We start from the raw sequence: 14,578 nt of genomic DNA on the forward strand, positions 1-14,578 counted from the left end.
GGCTTCAAATTACTTGGCTTGTTTTTTGATCAGTTTGTCCAGCATGTCGCATTCTTCCGCGGTCAGGTCGGTCAGCGGAGCGCGGACCGGACCGGCATCGTGACCAACCAGGCGGGCGCCGGCCTTGACGATGCTGACGGCGTAACCGGCTTTGCGGTTGCGGATTTCCAGGTATGGCAGGAAGAACTCGTCGATCATGCGGTTTTGTTCTGCGAAGTTGTCCGCAGCAACTGCATGGTAGAAGTCCATCGCCAGTTGTGGCACGAAGTTGAACACTGCCGACGAGTATACCGGAGTACCGATGGCCTTGTAGGCAGCGGCGTACACTTCGGCGGTAGGCAGGCCGCCCAGGTAGCTGAAGCGGTCGCCCATTTTGCGCCAGATCGAGACCATCAGTTCGATGTCGCCGATGCCGTCCTTGAAGCCGATCAGGTTAGGGCAACGGTCGGCCAGGCGGGCCAGCGAATCAGGGGTCAGGCGGCAGTTGGCGCGGTTGTACACCACAACGCCCAGGTTGGTGGCCTTGCAGACCTCGGCAACGTGCTCGATCAGGCCGTCCTGGCTCGCTTCGGTCAGGTAGTGTGGCAACAGCAGCAGGCCTTGGGCGCCGGCTTTCTCGGCTTCTTTGGCGTAAGCTGCGGCAACACGGGTCGGACCACCGACGCCGGCCAGGATCGGTACCTGGCCTTTGCAGGTATCAACCGCGGTTTTGATGATTTCCGGGAATTCTTGTGGGGTCAGCGAGAAGAACTCGCCCGTGCCGCCGGCTGCGAACAGGGCGCTGGCGCCGAATGGCGACAGCCACTCCAGGCGCTCGATGTACGATTTCTTGTTGAAGTCACCCTGGGCATCGAAGTCGGTAATAGGGAACGACAGCAGGCCAGAGGAAAGGATTTTTTTCAGGTCATTCGGTTGCATAACAGTCTCCAAGAATCGACATCTAATGTGTGGAAGGGGTCTCACGCGGTGTGAACAAGATCATCTGCACCGGTTGTATGACATCGTACAACCATATCCGAGCGGGGGCAAGCACTTTCCTGAGAACCGCCACACGGTCTGCGGCCGCACGGCAAAACAGTCAATAATTTGATTGCCAGCGCTGGCCGTCAGGCGTCCGGCGCGATGCCCTCCTGGGCCCGGCGCAGGCGCTCACGGCTGTTGCTCAGGTGGGTGCGCATGGCCGCGCGCGCCGCTTCGGCATCCTGGCGCAGGATGGCGCGATAGATGTCGTCGTGCTCGCGGTTCACGCGCTCCAGGTACGCGGCCGGGTCGGAATGGGCCAGTTGCGCGGAGTTTACGCGCGCGCGCGGGATGATGGTGTTGCCGAGGTCGCTCAAGATATCGACAAAATAACGGTTGCCGGTCGATTGCGCGATCAACAGGTGGAAATGGACGTCCGCCTCCACCGAGCCGGGCTGGCCGGCCGAGCTCTGGATGCGCGCCAGCGCTTCACCCATTTGCTGCACCTGCTCTTCGCTGCGGCGGGTGGCCGCCAGCCAGGCCGCTTCGGTTTCCAGGCTGATGCGCAGTTCCAGAATGGACAGCACGTCGCCGATGGTGCGGATGGTGTCGGACGAAATGCGCAGGTTGGCCGGTTGCGGCGCCAGCACGAAGGTGCCGATGCCGTGGCGGGTTTGCACCAGGCCAGCTGCCTGCAGGTGCGAAATCGCTTCGCGCACCACCGTACGGCTAACGCCGTGCATTTCCATGATCACCGACTCGGTCGGCAGCTTTTCGCCTGGTTTCAGGGTACCGGCCTGTATGGTCTGGGTAAAGCTTTCCACCACGCCCTGGGCGAGGTTGCGGTGCTTCTTGCGCGGCGACGCGATTGGCGCCGGCGCCGGGGTGACCTGCCCCTCGGCGGGAATGGCGGCTGCTGCAGTGTGATTCATGGTAATGAGTTTGTTGTATGACGACTGTTGCCATTATCGCCCATGCCGCGGCGCCAGTAGCCAGACGATGGCCTGTTTCTGGTCAAAATGATGATTAACACATCGTTTATGCCACAAAAACGGGCAATCAGACCAGTAGCGCAGCGCTCATCGAGGCGGCGTCGTCGTGCGAGTCGCGCAGGATCTGCTCGAGCGCGGCGTTGTCATCGATAAAGCCGGCTAAACTGGCCGGGCCTTGGGCCGCTTCATGTTTCGACGCCAGCGGTGAAGCCACCGGCGCCAGGTGTTTGGCGATGAGCAAGGTATCGCGCAGGCCCAGCGGCGGCGGCGTAAGCGTGGCGCCGGGCAGAGAAACCACGGCCAGCGCCACCGGATCGGGTATGCACAGCTTTTTCATGAGCGCGCGGGCAATGATTTCCTGCGGCGCGCCGAGCCAGTCGGCAGGGTCGTCGAGCAGGCCCGGCATATCGTCGGCCTGCGACAGCAGGTAAAAGCCCCCTGCTTCGTGGATGATGCCGGCAAACAGTGCGGTGTCGGGATCGGTGGCGGTGAGCTTGCCGGCAATTACATACGACAGCGCGGCGACATGGGCGGTGTGGCGCCACAGCTGCTCGGCCTGCGCACGCAGCTGCGGGTCGCGGATGCGGGCGCCGAACTGGCGCACCACCATCGCTGCCGCCATCGAGTACAGGTGACGGTAGCCCACGCGCGCCACCGCTGCGCGCACGCTGGTGATCGGCGTGCCGCTGCGGTTGAACACGGCAGCATTGGCCAGCGCCACGGTACGGGCGGCCAGGACCGGCTCGGCCAGCACGCGGCGCAGCACATCTTCGGTATCGCAATCGGGATCGGCCAGGGTCATCTGCAGGCGCAGGGCGGCATTGACACTGGTAGGAAAGACCAGCTCGCCGCGCGCAGCTTGCCTGACGATGTGCGAGATCTGGTTGAGTTTAAGCATGGCAACATTATAGCGTCACGGCAAAGACTGCGCGGTGAAAGTACCTACTACTTTAATGAAAGGGGGCCCCGCGCCGGTACGCGGGGCTTTGCTACGGTACTACAACTGCTCGATTACAGGTGCGCGGAAATTTGCGGCAGCAGGTCGTCGAAGGTACGGCCGTTGCCGTTTTCGCCGATGGCGTGCATTTTCCAGGCACCGTTGTGACGGTAAACCTTGGCCATGATCTGGGCCGAGTGCGGGCCTTGCACCGACAGGTTGAAGCGGGCAACTTCCTGGCCGTTGTTGGCGTCGATCAGGCGGCAGTAGGCGTTTTCCACCTGCGAGAAGGTCTGGCCGGTGAAGCTGTTGACGGTAAACACCAGGCTTTTAACAGTGGGCGGCACGGCGTTCAGATCGACGTTGATCTGTTCGTCGTCGCCGTCGCCGGCGCCGGTGCGGTTGTCACCGGTGTGGACCACGCTGCCGTCCTTGCTGCGCAGCTGGCGGAACCAGATCACGTCCACCGGACGATTGCCTTCGTCGAACATGACGACCGACGCGTCGAGATCGACCGCTTCGCTCTTCGAGCCGAAACCGAGGAAACCCTTGGTCTTGATGGCATCCCAGCCCAGGCCCATGGTGACCTTGCCGAGGGCGCCGCCGCCTTCTTTTTCCAGATTGATCTTCTGGCCCTTGCTCAAACTGACTGACATGTTTGTTCTCCTTGTTTGTTGGTTTATTACGCGGGGGTTTGCACCCAGGTCTTGAACGCCGTGCTGTTGCGCGAGCAGATCAGGACCTTGCCGCTGCCGGAAAAGCGCAGCACCATGCCTTCGCCGCTGGTCTGGCTGTTGACCAGGTTGCCGAGGAAGCCGCTGCTGCCACCGGTGGTGACCGAGATTTCGTAGCGCAGGCGGTTATCCCACGCCACCACGTGCGAGTTGTCGATGACGACATCGCGCCCGGGCGTCACTTCCAGCTCCGACATCGAACCGAAGCCCGACACCGCCACCTGGCCGTTGCCGGAGGTTTCGGTGATGAAAAAGCCGCCACTCTGGGCGAACAGCGCATTGCCAACGCTTTGCGTGCGCACCTTCAGCTCCACTGTTTCGGACGCCGCCACGAAGGCGCCGTCGCTGAGCATGTACTGCTCCTTGCCGACGTCGAGAATTTGCACCGCGCCCGGCAGCCGCGGCGACAGCAGGCAGTCGCCGTCGCCGCGTACCGCTTCGATATGCTGCTGGAAGAAGGATTCGCCGTTGGCAAAGCGCCGCATGATGGCGGCACCGATGCCGCCGGTCATCTTGCCCTTGAGGTCAAGCGCCTCCTCCATCATCACCATCGCATCGGACTCGCAGTAAATCTTTTCACCGCGTGCCAGCGACACATGCAGGAACGGATCGATATCACCGGTCACCGAAAATTTAGGCATGACGAACCCTTTCCTGGTTTAAACGCTGACGCCGAACGAGGCAGCGAGGGGACCCAGGCCGCCCTTGAAGCCCTGGCCCACGGCCTTGAATTTCCACTCGGCGCCGTTGCGATACACCTCGCCGAAGATCATGGCCGATTCGGTCGAACCGTCTTCCGACAGGTCGTAACGGGCAATTTCGGCTTCGCCGCTGGCGTTGACGGTGCGCACGTAGGCTTTTTGCACCTGGCCGAAGTTCTGCTTGCGGGCGTCGCCGTCGTGAATGGTCACGCAGATGGCGATACGCTCGATATCGGCCGGTACGGTGGACAGGTCGATGGTGACGGTTTCGTCGTCGCCAGCGCCGTCGCCGGTGCGGTTGTCACCGGAGTGGGTGACGGCGCCGTCGGACGACTTGAGGTTGTTGTAGAAGATGAAGTCGTTGTCGGCGCGGACCTTGCCGTCGGCCTTGAGCAGGAATGCAGAACCGTCCAGGTCGAACGCGCTACCATCGGTGGAGCGCACGTCCCAGCCGAGGCCGACGATGATTTTCGACAGGCCTGGGGCTTCTTTGCTCAGATTAACGTTACCGCCTTTTTGCAGACTGATTGCCATGGTAAGACTCCCTAATAATAAAAAGAAAACCGGACAAGGGGTACTACAGTGCAGCGCGCCGTGTCCGTATTAGACGGCGCGCTGTGTTCTTGGTTCGTTACTTCGCTGCGATAGCCGCGGTGGCTTCCTGCTGGCGACGGTAACGAATTGACGACCAGACCGAGGCGGCAATAAACGCCACACCAATCAGGCCGGTAAAGATTTCCGGCACGTGGAACTTCATACTGGCCAACATGATCGCGGCCAAGATACCGATGGCGTAGTGGGCGCCGTGTTCAAGGTACACGAACTGGTCGAGCGTACCCTTTTTTACCAGGTACACCGTCATCGAACGCACGAACATCGCGCCGATGGCCAGGCCCAGCATGATGATCACGACGTCGGTGGTGATGGCAAACGCGCCGATCACGCCGTCAAAGCTGAACGATGCATCGAGCACTTCGAGATACAGGAAACCACCGATACCGCCCTTTTTGACCATGTCGCCGACATCGCTGCCGCCTTCGTCCTCTTTTTCCAGCAGGCTGCTGATGGCGTCGACACCGACGTACACCAGGATGCCCCACAGGCCCGAGATCAGCACGACCAGCTTTTGCGCTTCGGTCACGATGCTCATGCAGCCCAGCAGCACGGCCAGCGAAATCATCACGGAGATCGACGAGACCTTGCCGAGCGAACCGAGTTTCTTCTCGAAGTTGCCAAGCCAGTGCACTTCCTTGTCGTCGTCGAGCAGGAAGTTCAGGAACACCAGCAGCAGGAACATGCCGCCGAAGGCAGCCACTTCCGCGTGATGGTTGGTCAGGTGCATCGAATAGGTTTTCGGGTCGTTCAGCGCCAGGGTCCACACATCCATGATGCTGATGTCGGCCGCCACGGCCACGATGACCAGCGGGAACAGCAATCGCATACCGAACACGGCAATGATGATGCCCAGGCCCAGGAACAGCTTTTGCCAGAACTCGTCCCAGTTCTTCAGGACCGACGCGTTGACCACCGCGTTATCGAACGACAGCGACACTTCCATCGCCGCCAGAATCACCGCCACGCCGAACGCCGACAGCGCCCCGCTCCATCCGCCCAGCTCGTAACCCCACCAGCCGGCCAAACCCAGGCAGATGAAGGTCACGAGGAAGGAAATTCTGAAATGCTTCATGGATTTCTCTCGTTATAAGTAGTGAATCTAGTTATGAATTGACCGGTGGAGTATAGGCCCTGACAACCTATTTAAAAATAGAAGATAATTGAAGTATTACTTCGGAATAATTGAAGGGTTGAATGTGAAAACCAGCGGCTTGAATTACCGTCATTTGTACTTTTTCTGGATCGTCGCCAAGGAAGGTGGCGTCACCCGGGCGGCCGAGCGGCTGGGGCTGGCCGTGCAGACCATCAGCATGCAGCTCTCCGCGCTGGAGCTTTCAATTGGCAAGCAACTACTGGAACCGCAGGGCCGGCGCCTGGTGCCCACCGAGGCCGGCCGGCTGGCCTTCAGCTATTGCGAGCAGATTTTCCTGCTGGGCGACCAGTTGCAAGATGCGCTCGATGAAGCCGAGGCCGGCAAGATGCGGCTCACGGTGGGTATTTCCGATTCGCTGCCCAAGCTGATCGCGTTCCGCCTGCTGCAGGCCACACAAACCATGAGCAAGCAGGTGCGGCTGGTATGCATGGAGGACGAATTCGAAAACCTGCTGGCCGATCTCGCCCTGGGCAAGCTCGACGTGGTACTGACCGACCGCACCGTGCGCGCGGGCGGCAGCCTCAAAGTGTTCAGCCACCTGCTGGGCGAGAGCGACATGAAACTGTTCGGCGTGCCGCGCCTGGCAGAAAAATACCGGGGCAACTTTCCGGCCAGCCTGCACCATGCGCCACTCCTGGTGCCCACCCGCAACAACGCGCTGCGCGGACGCATCGACACCTGGCTGGTGCAACACAAGGTACGGGCCGAGATCGCTGGCGAATTCGAAGACAATGCCATGCTAAATACGTTCGGGCGCAACGGCATGGGCCTGTTTTTCGCGCCGTCGGCGCTGGCGCATGACATCGAAGACCAGCTTGGCGCCGTGCTGGTCGGCGACGCGCCCGAGCTACGCGAGCATTTCTATGCCATTTCCAACGAACGCAAGATTCGTCACCCTGCTATTGAGGCCATTATCTCTACCGTCCACAGCCGCCTCTTCGCCCACTGAGCGCCTGACAAAGCCTCCAGCGCGGCGTTGCAGCTCCTTGCCGTACAGCCGTACTGTCTGCGTCGCTGCGCCTTGCTCTGAAGGCTTTGTCAGGCGCTCATCTAAAACCTCCAGNCCAGCGCGGCGTTGCAGCTCCTTGCCGTACAGCCGTACTGTCTGCGTCGCTGCGCCTTGCTCTGAAGGCTTTGTCAGGCGCTCATCTAAAACCTCCAGAGCGGCGTTGCAGCTCCTTGCCGTACAGTCGTACTGTCTTCGTCGCTGCGCCTTGCTCTGAAGGCTTTGTCAGGCGCTCATCTAAAACCTCCAGCGCGGCGTTGCAGCTCCTTGCCGTACAGCCGTACTGTCTGCGTCGCTGCGCCTTGCTCTGAAGGCTTTGTCAGGCGCTCATCTAAAACCTCCAGNCCTCCAGCGCGGCGTTGCAGCTCCTTGCCGTACAGCCGTACTGTCTGCGTCGCTGCGCCTTGCTCTGAAGGCTTTGTCAGGCGCTCATCTAAAACCTCCAGCGCGGCGTTGCAGCTCCTTGCCGTACAGTCGTACTGTCTTCGTCGCTGCGCCTTGCTCTGAAGGCTTTGTCAGGCGCTCTTATCCATCTCCCCCCTCCCGAAAGAGGCAATTCGTGCTGCTTTTGGCCGCTGTCGTTTAAGATAAGCGTTTTATACGAAGAAATTCGCCGCTCGGCCCCTATGCAAAACGTTCTGCTTGTCGTGCTCGCCCTATTCCTGGTCGCGCTCAATGGATTCTTTGTGGCGGCCGAATTCGGTATAGTCACGCTGCGTAAAACCCGGGTACGGGCAATTGCCAAGACGCAGGGACTGCGGGGGCGCATCCTCGGCAAGGTGCACGGCGAGCTCGACGCCTACCTGTCGGCCTGCCAGCTGGGCATTACGCTGGCCTCGCTGGGCCTGGGCTGGGTGGGCGAACCGGCGTTTGCCAGCCTGCTCGAGCCGTTGCTCACCGCCATCGGCATTACCAAGCCCGAGGTGGTGCACGGCATCGCCTTCGTGTTTGCCTTCAGTGTGATTTCGTTCCTGCACATCGTGGTGGGCGAGCTGGCGCCGAAATCGCTGGCGATCCGCATGCCGGAGGTGGTGGGTTTGTGGTGCGCACCGCCGCTGTATGTCTTCTACTGGATCATGTACCCGTTCATCTGGGTACTGAACGCCAGCGCCAACATGGTGCTGCGCATTGCGGGCCTGGCCGGCAAAGGCGGCCACGACAGTCATTACTCGGTCGAGGAACTCAAGCTGATCCTGCGTACCAGCCAGCCGGGGGAAAAGTTCAACAAGGACGAGCGCAACATCCTGGCCCACTCGCTCGATTTTTCCGACCTGGCCGTCTCCGACCTGATGCGTCCGATTAACGAGGTAATCAGCCTGCACGCCAGCCGCACCCTGGCCGACAACCTCGACACCATGCTGCGCAACCGCTTCAGCCGCTACCCGTATTACGACCGCGACGGCGAGACCGTGCTCGGCGTGGTGCACCTGAAAGACCTGTTCTTCGCCCAGCAGTCGGGCAAGCCGATCACCGACCTGGTGCCGTTCCTGCGGCCGGTGGAAACCATCTCGGCGCGCACGCCGGCGCTGGAACAGTTCCGCCGCTTCCGCGACGGCGCGCCCCACTTCGCGCTGATCGGCGAAAAAAACAAACGGCCGGTCGGCTTCATCACGCTCGACAACCTGCTGGGCGCGATGGTGGGCGAAATCCACGACGAATTCCGCCTCAACGAAAACGACTGGCTCAAGCAGCCGGACGGCACCCTGATCGGCAAGGCCAGCCTGCCGATCTTCTCGCTCGAACGCACCCTAGGCATCGATATCGAGAACGAGGAACTGGGCATGGAGGAAGTGGAATCGGTGGGCGGCCTGATCATGGTGAAACTCGGCGATATCCCCAAGCAGGGCCAGCGCATCAGCTTCCGCCATTTCGATATCGTGGCAAAAAAAATGAACGGACCGCGTATCTTGCTGGTCAAAGTGATACCGAAGGACGATACTGAGGATAATGCGGACCTGGATTGAGCGCGCAGCTTAGCGCTTGCGACGCCTGCTGTGGGCGATGATGCGCTCGATCGCAAACGCTAGCAGCGCCCCCACCGTGTACGCCACCAGGTCCATCCAGCCAAACGCCGTCCCCAGCACCAGGTGCCCGAGCGGATGCGCGCGCACGGCCACGATCCATGGCGCCTGGTACAGCTGGCCGAACTCCACCACGTAGGAAATCGCCAGCGCGCCCAGCGCCAGCCGGGCAACGCTCGAGCGCGGTGCGATCACGGCCAGGCCGAAGAACACCATCATGGTCCACAGCGCGTCGCCCGGGTACTTGCCGAGCGCGGCCGGAAACAGGCCGGGATACCGGCGCGACGCCAGGCCCAGCGCAATGACCGCGAGCACGATCGCGCCATACACCAGCCGGTTGCGCGGCTCGCTCGAGGAACTCACACCTGGGCGGTGTAGTTGCGCAGCAAGCCCATGCCCACCGCCAGCAGGGTCGGACCGATGAACAGCCCCACGAAGCCGAACGCCAGCACGCCACCCATCACGCCCAGCAGCACCAGGATGAAGGGCAAGCTGCTGCCACGGCTGATCAAGAGCGGCTTGACCACGTTATCGACGCCGCTGATCAGCAGCACGCCCCACACCGCCATGAAAATGGCCCAGCCGGTCTGGCCGTGGTCGAACAGCCAGATGGTGGCGCCGATCCAGATGATCGGCGGCCCTACCGGAATCAGCGAGAACAGGAAGGTGGCCACCGACAGCAGCGCCACGGCCGGCACGCCGGCGATCAGGAAGCCCACCGCCGCCACCACCGATTGCGCCAGCGCCGTGCCCAGCAAGCCGTACATCACGCCGCGCACGGTGCGGCTGATGGTGTCCGATACCGACGTCGCCTGCTCCGCGCCGATCAGCTTGTCCATGGCCCGGCCCAGCGACGACAGCATGGTGACGCCGTCGCGGTACAGGAAGAAGCTGACGAACACGGCCAGGCTCACCTGGGCCACGCCGCTGCCCAGCAGCACACCGCCACCGAGCAGCAGGTGGCGCGCCGGTTCGAGCAGGTTCTTGGCGACGTTGAGCAACTCCTCGCGGCTGCCCAGCAGGCGGCGCAAATATGTGTCGATCATCTCGCCCACCAGCGGCAGGTCGCGCAGCCAGGCCGGCGGCGCCAGCGTGCCGCTGCCGAGGCTGGCCTTGAAGTGGTCGTAGAACGAGGCGGCGTTGTCGGCGATATTCCAGGTCACCAGCGTGAGCGGCACCAGGATCAGCAGGGTCAAGCCCACGCTCATGATGGCGGCGGCCAGCGAGCGCCGGCCCTTGACCTTGTTCAGCAGGCGCAGGTACAGCGGCCAGCTTGAAATGGTGATGGCGCAGGCGAACAGGATGGCGGCCACGAACGGGCGCAACACGATCAGGCAGCCGATGACCAGCAGGATGACGGCAGCAAGCCGGGTGAAGGGTTGAAAGCGTTGGCGCATGCCGGCTCCGCAGGAGATCTACAGCAGTTGTTGAATATCGTGAACGATGGCCGCCTGGCCTTTGGCATGCGGTACCATCAGGCGCACCTTGCCGTTCTTGTCGAAGATGTAGCTGGCCGCCGTGTGGTCCACCGAGTAATTGGCGGCGTCGGTGCCGGGCACCTTGGCGTAGAAGATCTTGAATTCCTTGGCCACCGCCGCAGTCTGTTCAGGCGTGCCGTACAGGCCGATGAAGCGCGGATCGAAGGTGGGCACGTATTGCGCCAGCAGCGGCTGGGTATCGCGCTCGGGATCGACAGTGACAAACAGCACCTGCACCTGGTCGGCCCTGGGACCGAGGGTTTTCATCACGCCGGCCATCTCGGCCATGGTGGTGGGACACACGTCGGGGCACTGGGTAAAGCCGAAGAACATCACCACCACCTTGCCACGGAAGTCGGCCATGGTGCGCGGCTTGCCGGTATGGTCGGTCAGCGCGAAGTCTTTCGCAAAGGCGGCGCCGGTGATGTCGACATTTTGGAACGACGGCGAAGACGATGTTTCGCGACAGCCGGTCAGCAACATGGAAACGGCCAGCACGGCCAAAGCGAACAGTTTCTTCATATTTTGATGTAGTGGTCCACCAGCAACGCCGCAAACAGCAAGCCCAGGTACATGATCGACCAGGCGAACGCCTTGCGGGCCACCTGGTCGGAATAATGGCGATAAATCTTCCACGAGTGGTGCAGGAAGACCGCATTGAGGATGATCGCAGAAACCAGGTAAATCAGTCCGCTCATTTGCACCACGTAAGGCAGCACGGTGGTCGCGGCCAGCGCGATCGAGTACAGCCACACGTGGAACTGCGTGTATTCCATCCCGTGCGTGACCGGCAGCATCGGCAGGCCCGACTTGGCGTAGTCGTCGCGGCGGTACAGCGCCAGCGCCCAGAAATGCGGCGGGGTCCAGACGAAAATGATCATCACCAGCAGCCACGCTTCGGCCGGTACTTCGTTGGTCATCGCGGCCCAGCCCAGGGCCGGCGGCATGGCGCCCGACAGGCCACCGATGACGATGTTCTGCGGCGTGGCCGGTTTCAAGATCATCGTATAGATGACCGCGTAGCCGACAAAGCTGAAGAACGTGAGCCACATGGTGAGCGGATTGACCAGCGCATACAAGATCCACATGCCGGCGCCGCCGATCAGCAGCGCGAATACCACGGTTTCGCCCACGGTCACGTCGCCCATGGCGTTCGGACGGCGCGCGGTGCGGGCCATGCGGGCGTCGATTTCGCGCTCGGCCAGGCAGTTCACTGCAAATGCGGCGCTGGTGAGCAGGAAAATGCCCAGCGTGGCCGGCACTGCCACGCGCCAGTCCGGAATCCCGTCCGTCGCCAGGAACATGCCGATGATGGCGCAAAACACCGCCATCTGGGTGATGCGCGGCTTGGTCAGCGCCCAGAACTGCGAGGCGCGGCGGGAAGGTTTGGTCAGAGTATGCGTGGTCATGATGTCATTTCGAAGCGCTTAGCCAGAAGGCATGCTATTGCTGCTTCAACGGTGAATGGTGCGATAAACCAGCACCCGAAGCTGCTTTTTTGGCAAGATCGTGCTGGAATTTAGCCTTGTAGTTTAACACGGTCAGCAAAAGTACCAGCAGCGCCGCACCGGCGTTGTGCAATACGGCAATGGTCAGTGGGAAGCTGAAGTAGATCGTTGCCAGTCCGGTGGCAACCTGCGCGGCCAGCACGATGGCGATGTAGCGCGCGGTTTTATGCAGGACGACATTGCCCCACGCGCGCCATGCCGTGTAGCCGGCCACCAGCGCCACGATGAAGCCCGCATTGCGGTGTACCCAGTGGATCGCCGTCAGCGCCGCAAACGGAATGTAATGGCCGGCAGCGGTTTTGCCCAACTCGCGCCACAAGGTAAAGCCGTGTTCGAAGTCCATGTCCGGCACCAGCTTGCCGCCGCACAGCGGGAAGTCGGTGCAGGCCAGCGTGGCGTAGTTGGTGCTTACCCAGCCGCCGAGGGCGATCTGTACCACCAGCAATACCGCCGAGATGCCGGCCAGCCAGCGGATCTTGCGCATCGCAGTGGGCGAGCCGGACAAGGTGCGCACCGGGGAAATCAGCTGGTTCTGGCGGCCGCCGTACCACACCAGCAGCGCCAGCAAGCCCATGCCCAGCAGCAGGTGGATGGTGACGATCACCGGTTGCAGCTTGAGCGTGACGGTCCAGGCGCCGAACGCGCCTTGCAGGCAGACAAAGAAGAACAGGAAGGTCGGCATGCCCGGCTTGTACTCGGGCCGGGTGCCCTGCGACTTGCGCCACTGGTACCACGCCTGCGCCATCATCGCCACGATCAGCACGCCGATGGCCATGGCCAGGTAGCGGTGGATCATCTCGATCCAGGCCTTGGCCACGGTGACCGGGCCGGTGGGGTTCAGGGTTTCGGCAGCCACAATGTCCGCGTGCGCCAGGAACGGGTTGGCGGCGCCGTAGCAGCCGGGCCAATCCGGGCAGCCGAGGCCGGAATCGGTCAAGCGCGTAAACGCACCAAACACGATCAGGTCGAGCGTGAGAAACACGCTCACCCAGATCAGCTTGCGGTACTTGTTGGCGTCGGACGACGTCCATACCAGCGACAGCGGCAGCAGCGCCACCAGCAGCGCCGTAATGGCCATTTGAGCGAGAGTCAGGTGCATCGTTTAGTTATCCCATTATCCTATGGCAGAAGCTTTAAGCAGTTTGGCGATGTCCTTGTGGACCTTGCCCGCCTTGGCGGTGTCGCTGGAGACGGCGCCTTTCGGGAAGCGCATCATCAGGTTGCCCAGCGGGTCGATCAGGTACACGTAGTCGGCGGCGCGCTCGCCCTGCTCCACCGGCAGCCATTTGGCGACCACCGCAGCCGGCGCGCGCAGCATGTGGGTGCCGTCGTTGACGCGCATGATCATGGTCTCGAGCGGCTGCTCGTCGGTGATCAGCCAAACCCGTTCCACCCGGTCCATGGCCTTGCCCTGCATGGTGCGCAGCTGGCGCATGGCAAACAGCTGGTCCTGGCAGTCCTGCTGGCAGTCCGACGGCCCCACCTTGAGCATCACCCACTTGCCGCGATAATCGGCCAGCGTGGCCGGGCTGCCGTCGAGCTGTTTGCTGGCCATCGACGGGATCGGATACTGGCGCGCATCGAGCAGGGTGCCGTAATTGGTTTCGCCCCCCTTGGGCTTGACCACGTAATACATGAAGTACGACGCCAGCAGCGGCGCGGCACACACGGCCACCACGGCCAGCAGCTTCCAGCGCCCGCGCGCCGTTTGTTTAGTGTTTGCCTGATTTTCCACGTCTGAATCCGTTCACGACAAAAAAGATGACCGCCATCGCCGCCAGCGCATACCACTGGAAGGCGTAGCCCTGGTGTTTTTCGGGATTCATGCCCGAAGCCGGCCATTCGCGGCCCATGCGCAGGTCGTCGCCATACGGGCGCGCCGGCGTGCCTTGCTGCAGCACGAACGGTTGCATGGTCAGACCGCTTGCTTTGGCCACTTGCAGCGGGTCGGCATTTTGCACGATGGCGCCGGGCGCCAACGCGGGCCCCGCGCCCAGTTCCATCACGTGGCCCGAGTGCAGGCGCGCCACGCCGTCCACCGTGACGGTACCCGTTGGCGTATCGAACGCGGGCAGCTTGTCGCGCGCCAGCGGATCGCGCGGCAGCCAGCCGCGCTGCACCAGCACGTGCATGTCCGAGCCATCGATTTTAAAGGGCATCAGCAGGTACACGCCCGCGCGGCCCTGGTACGGACGGTTGTCGAGGTACAAAGGCCAGTCCCGGACGAAATGGCCGGTGGCGCTGACCCGGCGGTATTCCACAGCGGCTGCGGCCAGCGGCGCCCCGGTCAGCGCCAGGGGTGCGGCAGCGGCGCCGTGGTCGAGGCGCGCCTGGGTGGCGATTTTCTCGTCGGCGCGGCGTTCCTGCCAGTTTCCCAGGGCGATGCCCAGCGCCACCACCAGGACCGTGGCAATCAAGGGAATCAATTTAAATCGGAAGGCAATCGGCATTACAATGAAGCCTCACTCATCTC

Annotated in this window: 16 protein-coding genes; 2 read left to right on the plus strand and 14 right to left on the minus strand. The window is 62.2% G+C overall.

The features are described from left to right. Positions 1 to 9: 9 nt before the first annotated feature. From kdgD to ASF04_RS01845, 7 genes are all read right to left on the minus strand, one after another. Positions 10 to 918 (minus strand): 5-dehydro-4-deoxyglucarate dehydratase, encoded by a 909-nt coding sequence (gene kdgD / locus ASF04_RS01815; RefSeq protein WP_056137646.1) that lies wholly within the window; start codon positions 916 to 918, stop codon positions 10 to 12. 188 nt (positions 919 to 1,106) lie between these two features. After that, entirely contained in the window at positions 1,107 to 1,892 is a 786-nt protein-coding gene (locus ASF04_RS01820) for a FadR/GntR family transcriptional regulator (protein WP_056137647.1), read from the minus strand. A 127-nt stretch (positions 1,893 to 2,019) separates the two neighbouring features. Further along, positions 2,020 to 2,850, minus strand: a complete 831-nt coding sequence (locus tag ASF04_RS01825) for an HDOD domain-containing protein (protein ID WP_056137648.1) — start codon at positions 2,848 to 2,850, stop codon at positions 2,020 to 2,022. Between the two features lie 113 nt (positions 2,851 to 2,963). Further along, the gene (locus tag ASF04_RS01830; protein WP_056137649.1) at positions 2,964 to 3,545 is read right to left on the minus strand and encodes a TerD family protein; all 582 of its coding nucleotides are present in this window, start codon (positions 3,543 to 3,545) and stop codon (positions 2,964 to 2,966) included. A 26-nt stretch (positions 3,546 to 3,571) separates the two neighbouring features. Next, positions 3,572 to 4,264, minus strand: a complete 693-nt coding sequence (locus ASF04_RS01835; RefSeq protein WP_056137650.1) for a TIGR00266 family protein — start codon at positions 4,262 to 4,264, stop codon at positions 3,572 to 3,574. Between the two features lie 18 nt (positions 4,265 to 4,282). Then, a complete protein-coding gene (locus ASF04_RS01840) occupies positions 4,283 to 4,858 on the minus strand; it encodes a TerD family protein (RefSeq protein WP_056137651.1) in 576 nt (191 codons plus the stop codon). A 97-nt stretch (positions 4,859 to 4,955) separates the two neighbouring features. After that, complete coding sequence (locus ASF04_RS01845; RefSeq protein ID WP_056137652.1) at positions 4,956 to 6,011, minus strand: DUF475 domain-containing protein; 1,056 nt, start codon at positions 6,009 to 6,011, stop codon at positions 4,956 to 4,958. Between the two features lie 124 nt (positions 6,012 to 6,135). Here ASF04_RS01845 and nhaR point away from each other — a divergent pair, with 124 nt between their 5' ends. Together nhaR and ASF04_RS01855 are read left to right on the plus strand one after the other, a co-directional pair. Further along, a complete protein-coding gene (nhaR, locus tag ASF04_RS01850) occupies positions 6,136 to 7,041 on the plus strand; it encodes a transcriptional activator NhaR (RefSeq protein WP_056138394.1) in 906 nt (301 codons plus the stop codon). 683 nt (positions 7,042 to 7,724) lie between these two features. Continuing rightward, positions 7,725 to 9,062 (plus strand): hemolysin family protein, encoded by a 1,338-nt coding sequence (locus ASF04_RS01855; RefSeq protein WP_056137653.1) that lies wholly within the window; start codon positions 7,725 to 7,727, stop codon positions 9,060 to 9,062. 9 nt (positions 9,063 to 9,071) lie between these two features. Here ASF04_RS01855 and ASF04_RS01860 read toward each other — a convergent pair whose 3' ends face one another. Genes ASF04_RS01860 through ASF04_RS01890 form a run of 7 tightly spaced genes read right to left on the minus strand, consistent with a single transcriptional unit; the run spans position 9,072 to position 14,555 of the window. Next, on the minus strand, positions 9,072 to 9,482 hold the full coding sequence (locus ASF04_RS01860; RefSeq protein WP_056137654.1) for a DUF2809 domain-containing protein: 411 nt from the start codon (positions 9,480 to 9,482) through the stop codon (positions 9,072 to 9,074). Next, positions 9,479 to 10,516 (minus strand): AI-2E family transporter, encoded by a 1,038-nt coding sequence (locus tag ASF04_RS01865; RefSeq protein WP_056137655.1) that lies wholly within the window; start codon positions 10,514 to 10,516, stop codon positions 9,479 to 9,481. The genes ASF04_RS01860 and ASF04_RS01865 overlap by 4 nt, the downstream gene beginning before the upstream one ends. Positions 10,517 to 10,534: 18 nt before the next feature. Beyond that, positions 10,535 to 11,119, minus strand: a complete 585-nt coding sequence (locus ASF04_RS01870; RefSeq protein WP_056137656.1) for an SCO family protein — start codon at positions 11,117 to 11,119, stop codon at positions 10,535 to 10,537. Then, on the minus strand, positions 11,116 to 12,006 hold the full coding sequence (cyoE, locus tag ASF04_RS01875; protein ID WP_019921387.1) for a heme o synthase: 891 nt from the start codon (positions 12,004 to 12,006) through the stop codon (positions 11,116 to 11,118). The genes ASF04_RS01870 and cyoE overlap by 4 nt, the downstream gene beginning before the upstream one ends. A 34-nt stretch (positions 12,007 to 12,040) precedes the next feature. Beyond that, complete coding sequence (locus ASF04_RS01880; RefSeq protein ID WP_056137657.1) at positions 12,041 to 13,204, minus strand: heme A synthase; 1,164 nt, start codon at positions 13,202 to 13,204, stop codon at positions 12,041 to 12,043. 15 nt (positions 13,205 to 13,219) lie between these two features. Then, on the minus strand, positions 13,220 to 13,840 hold the full coding sequence (locus ASF04_RS01885; protein ID WP_056137658.1) for a redoxin domain-containing protein: 621 nt from the start codon (positions 13,838 to 13,840) through the stop codon (positions 13,220 to 13,222). Continuing rightward, entirely contained in the window at positions 13,818 to 14,555 is a 738-nt protein-coding gene (locus ASF04_RS01890) for an SURF1 family protein (protein ID WP_056137659.1), read from the minus strand. Before ASF04_RS01890 ends, ASF04_RS01885 begins: the two co-directional genes overlap by 23 nt. Positions 14,556 to 14,578 lie beyond the last annotated feature (23 nt).

The sequence above is a fragment of the Duganella sp. Leaf61 genome, from assembly GCF_001421905.1.
GTDB lineage: Bacteria > Pseudomonadota > Gammaproteobacteria > Burkholderiales > Burkholderiaceae_D > Rugamonas > Rugamonas zoogloeoides.

Excerpts from the sequence above, each read along its gene's own strand:
- kdgD (WP_056137646.1), bottom strand. The coding sequence starts at position 918 with ATGCAACCGAATGACCTGAAAAAAATCCTTTCCTCTGGCCTGCTGTCG.
- ASF04_RS01820 (WP_056137647.1), bottom strand. The coding sequence starts at position 1,892 with ATGAATCACACTGCAGCAGCCGCCATTCCCGCCGAGGGGCAGGTCACC.
- ASF04_RS01825 (WP_056137648.1), bottom strand. The coding sequence starts at position 2,850 with ATGCTTAAACTCAACCAGATCTCGCACATCGTCAGGCAAGCTGCGCGC.
- ASF04_RS01830 (WP_056137649.1), bottom strand. The coding sequence starts at position 3,545 with ATGTCAGTCAGTTTGAGCAAGGGCCAGAAGATCAATCTGGAAAAAGAA.
- ASF04_RS01835 (WP_056137650.1), bottom strand. The coding sequence starts at position 4,264 with ATGCCTAAATTTTCGGTGACCGGTGATATCGATCCGTTCCTGCATGTG.
- ASF04_RS01840 (WP_056137651.1), bottom strand. The coding sequence starts at position 4,858 with ATGGCAATCAGTCTGCAAAAAGGCGGTAACGTTAATCTGAGCAAAGAA.
- ASF04_RS01845 (WP_056137652.1), bottom strand. The coding sequence starts at position 6,011 with ATGAAGCATTTCAGAATTTCCTTCCTCGTGACCTTCATCTGCCTGGGT.
- ASF04_RS01855 (WP_056137653.1), top strand. The coding sequence starts at position 7,725 with ATGCAAAACGTTCTGCTTGTCGTGCTCGCCCTATTCCTGGTCGCGCTC.
- ASF04_RS01865 (WP_056137655.1), bottom strand. The coding sequence starts at position 10,516 with ATGCGCCAACGCTTTCAACCCTTCACCCGGCTTGCTGCCGTCATCCTG.
- ASF04_RS01870 (WP_056137656.1), bottom strand. The coding sequence starts at position 11,119 with ATGAAGAAACTGTTCGCTTTGGCCGTGCTGGCCGTTTCCATGTTGCTG.
- cyoE (WP_019921387.1), bottom strand. The coding sequence starts at position 12,006 with ATGACCACGCATACTCTGACCAAACCTTCCCGCCGCGCCTCGCAGTTC.
- ASF04_RS01880 (WP_056137657.1), bottom strand. The coding sequence starts at position 13,204 with ATGCACCTGACTCTCGCTCAAATGGCCATTACGGCGCTGCTGGTGGCG.
- ASF04_RS01890 (WP_056137659.1), bottom strand. The coding sequence starts at position 14,555 with ATGCCGATTGCCTTCCGATTTAAATTGATTCCCTTGATTGCCACGGTC.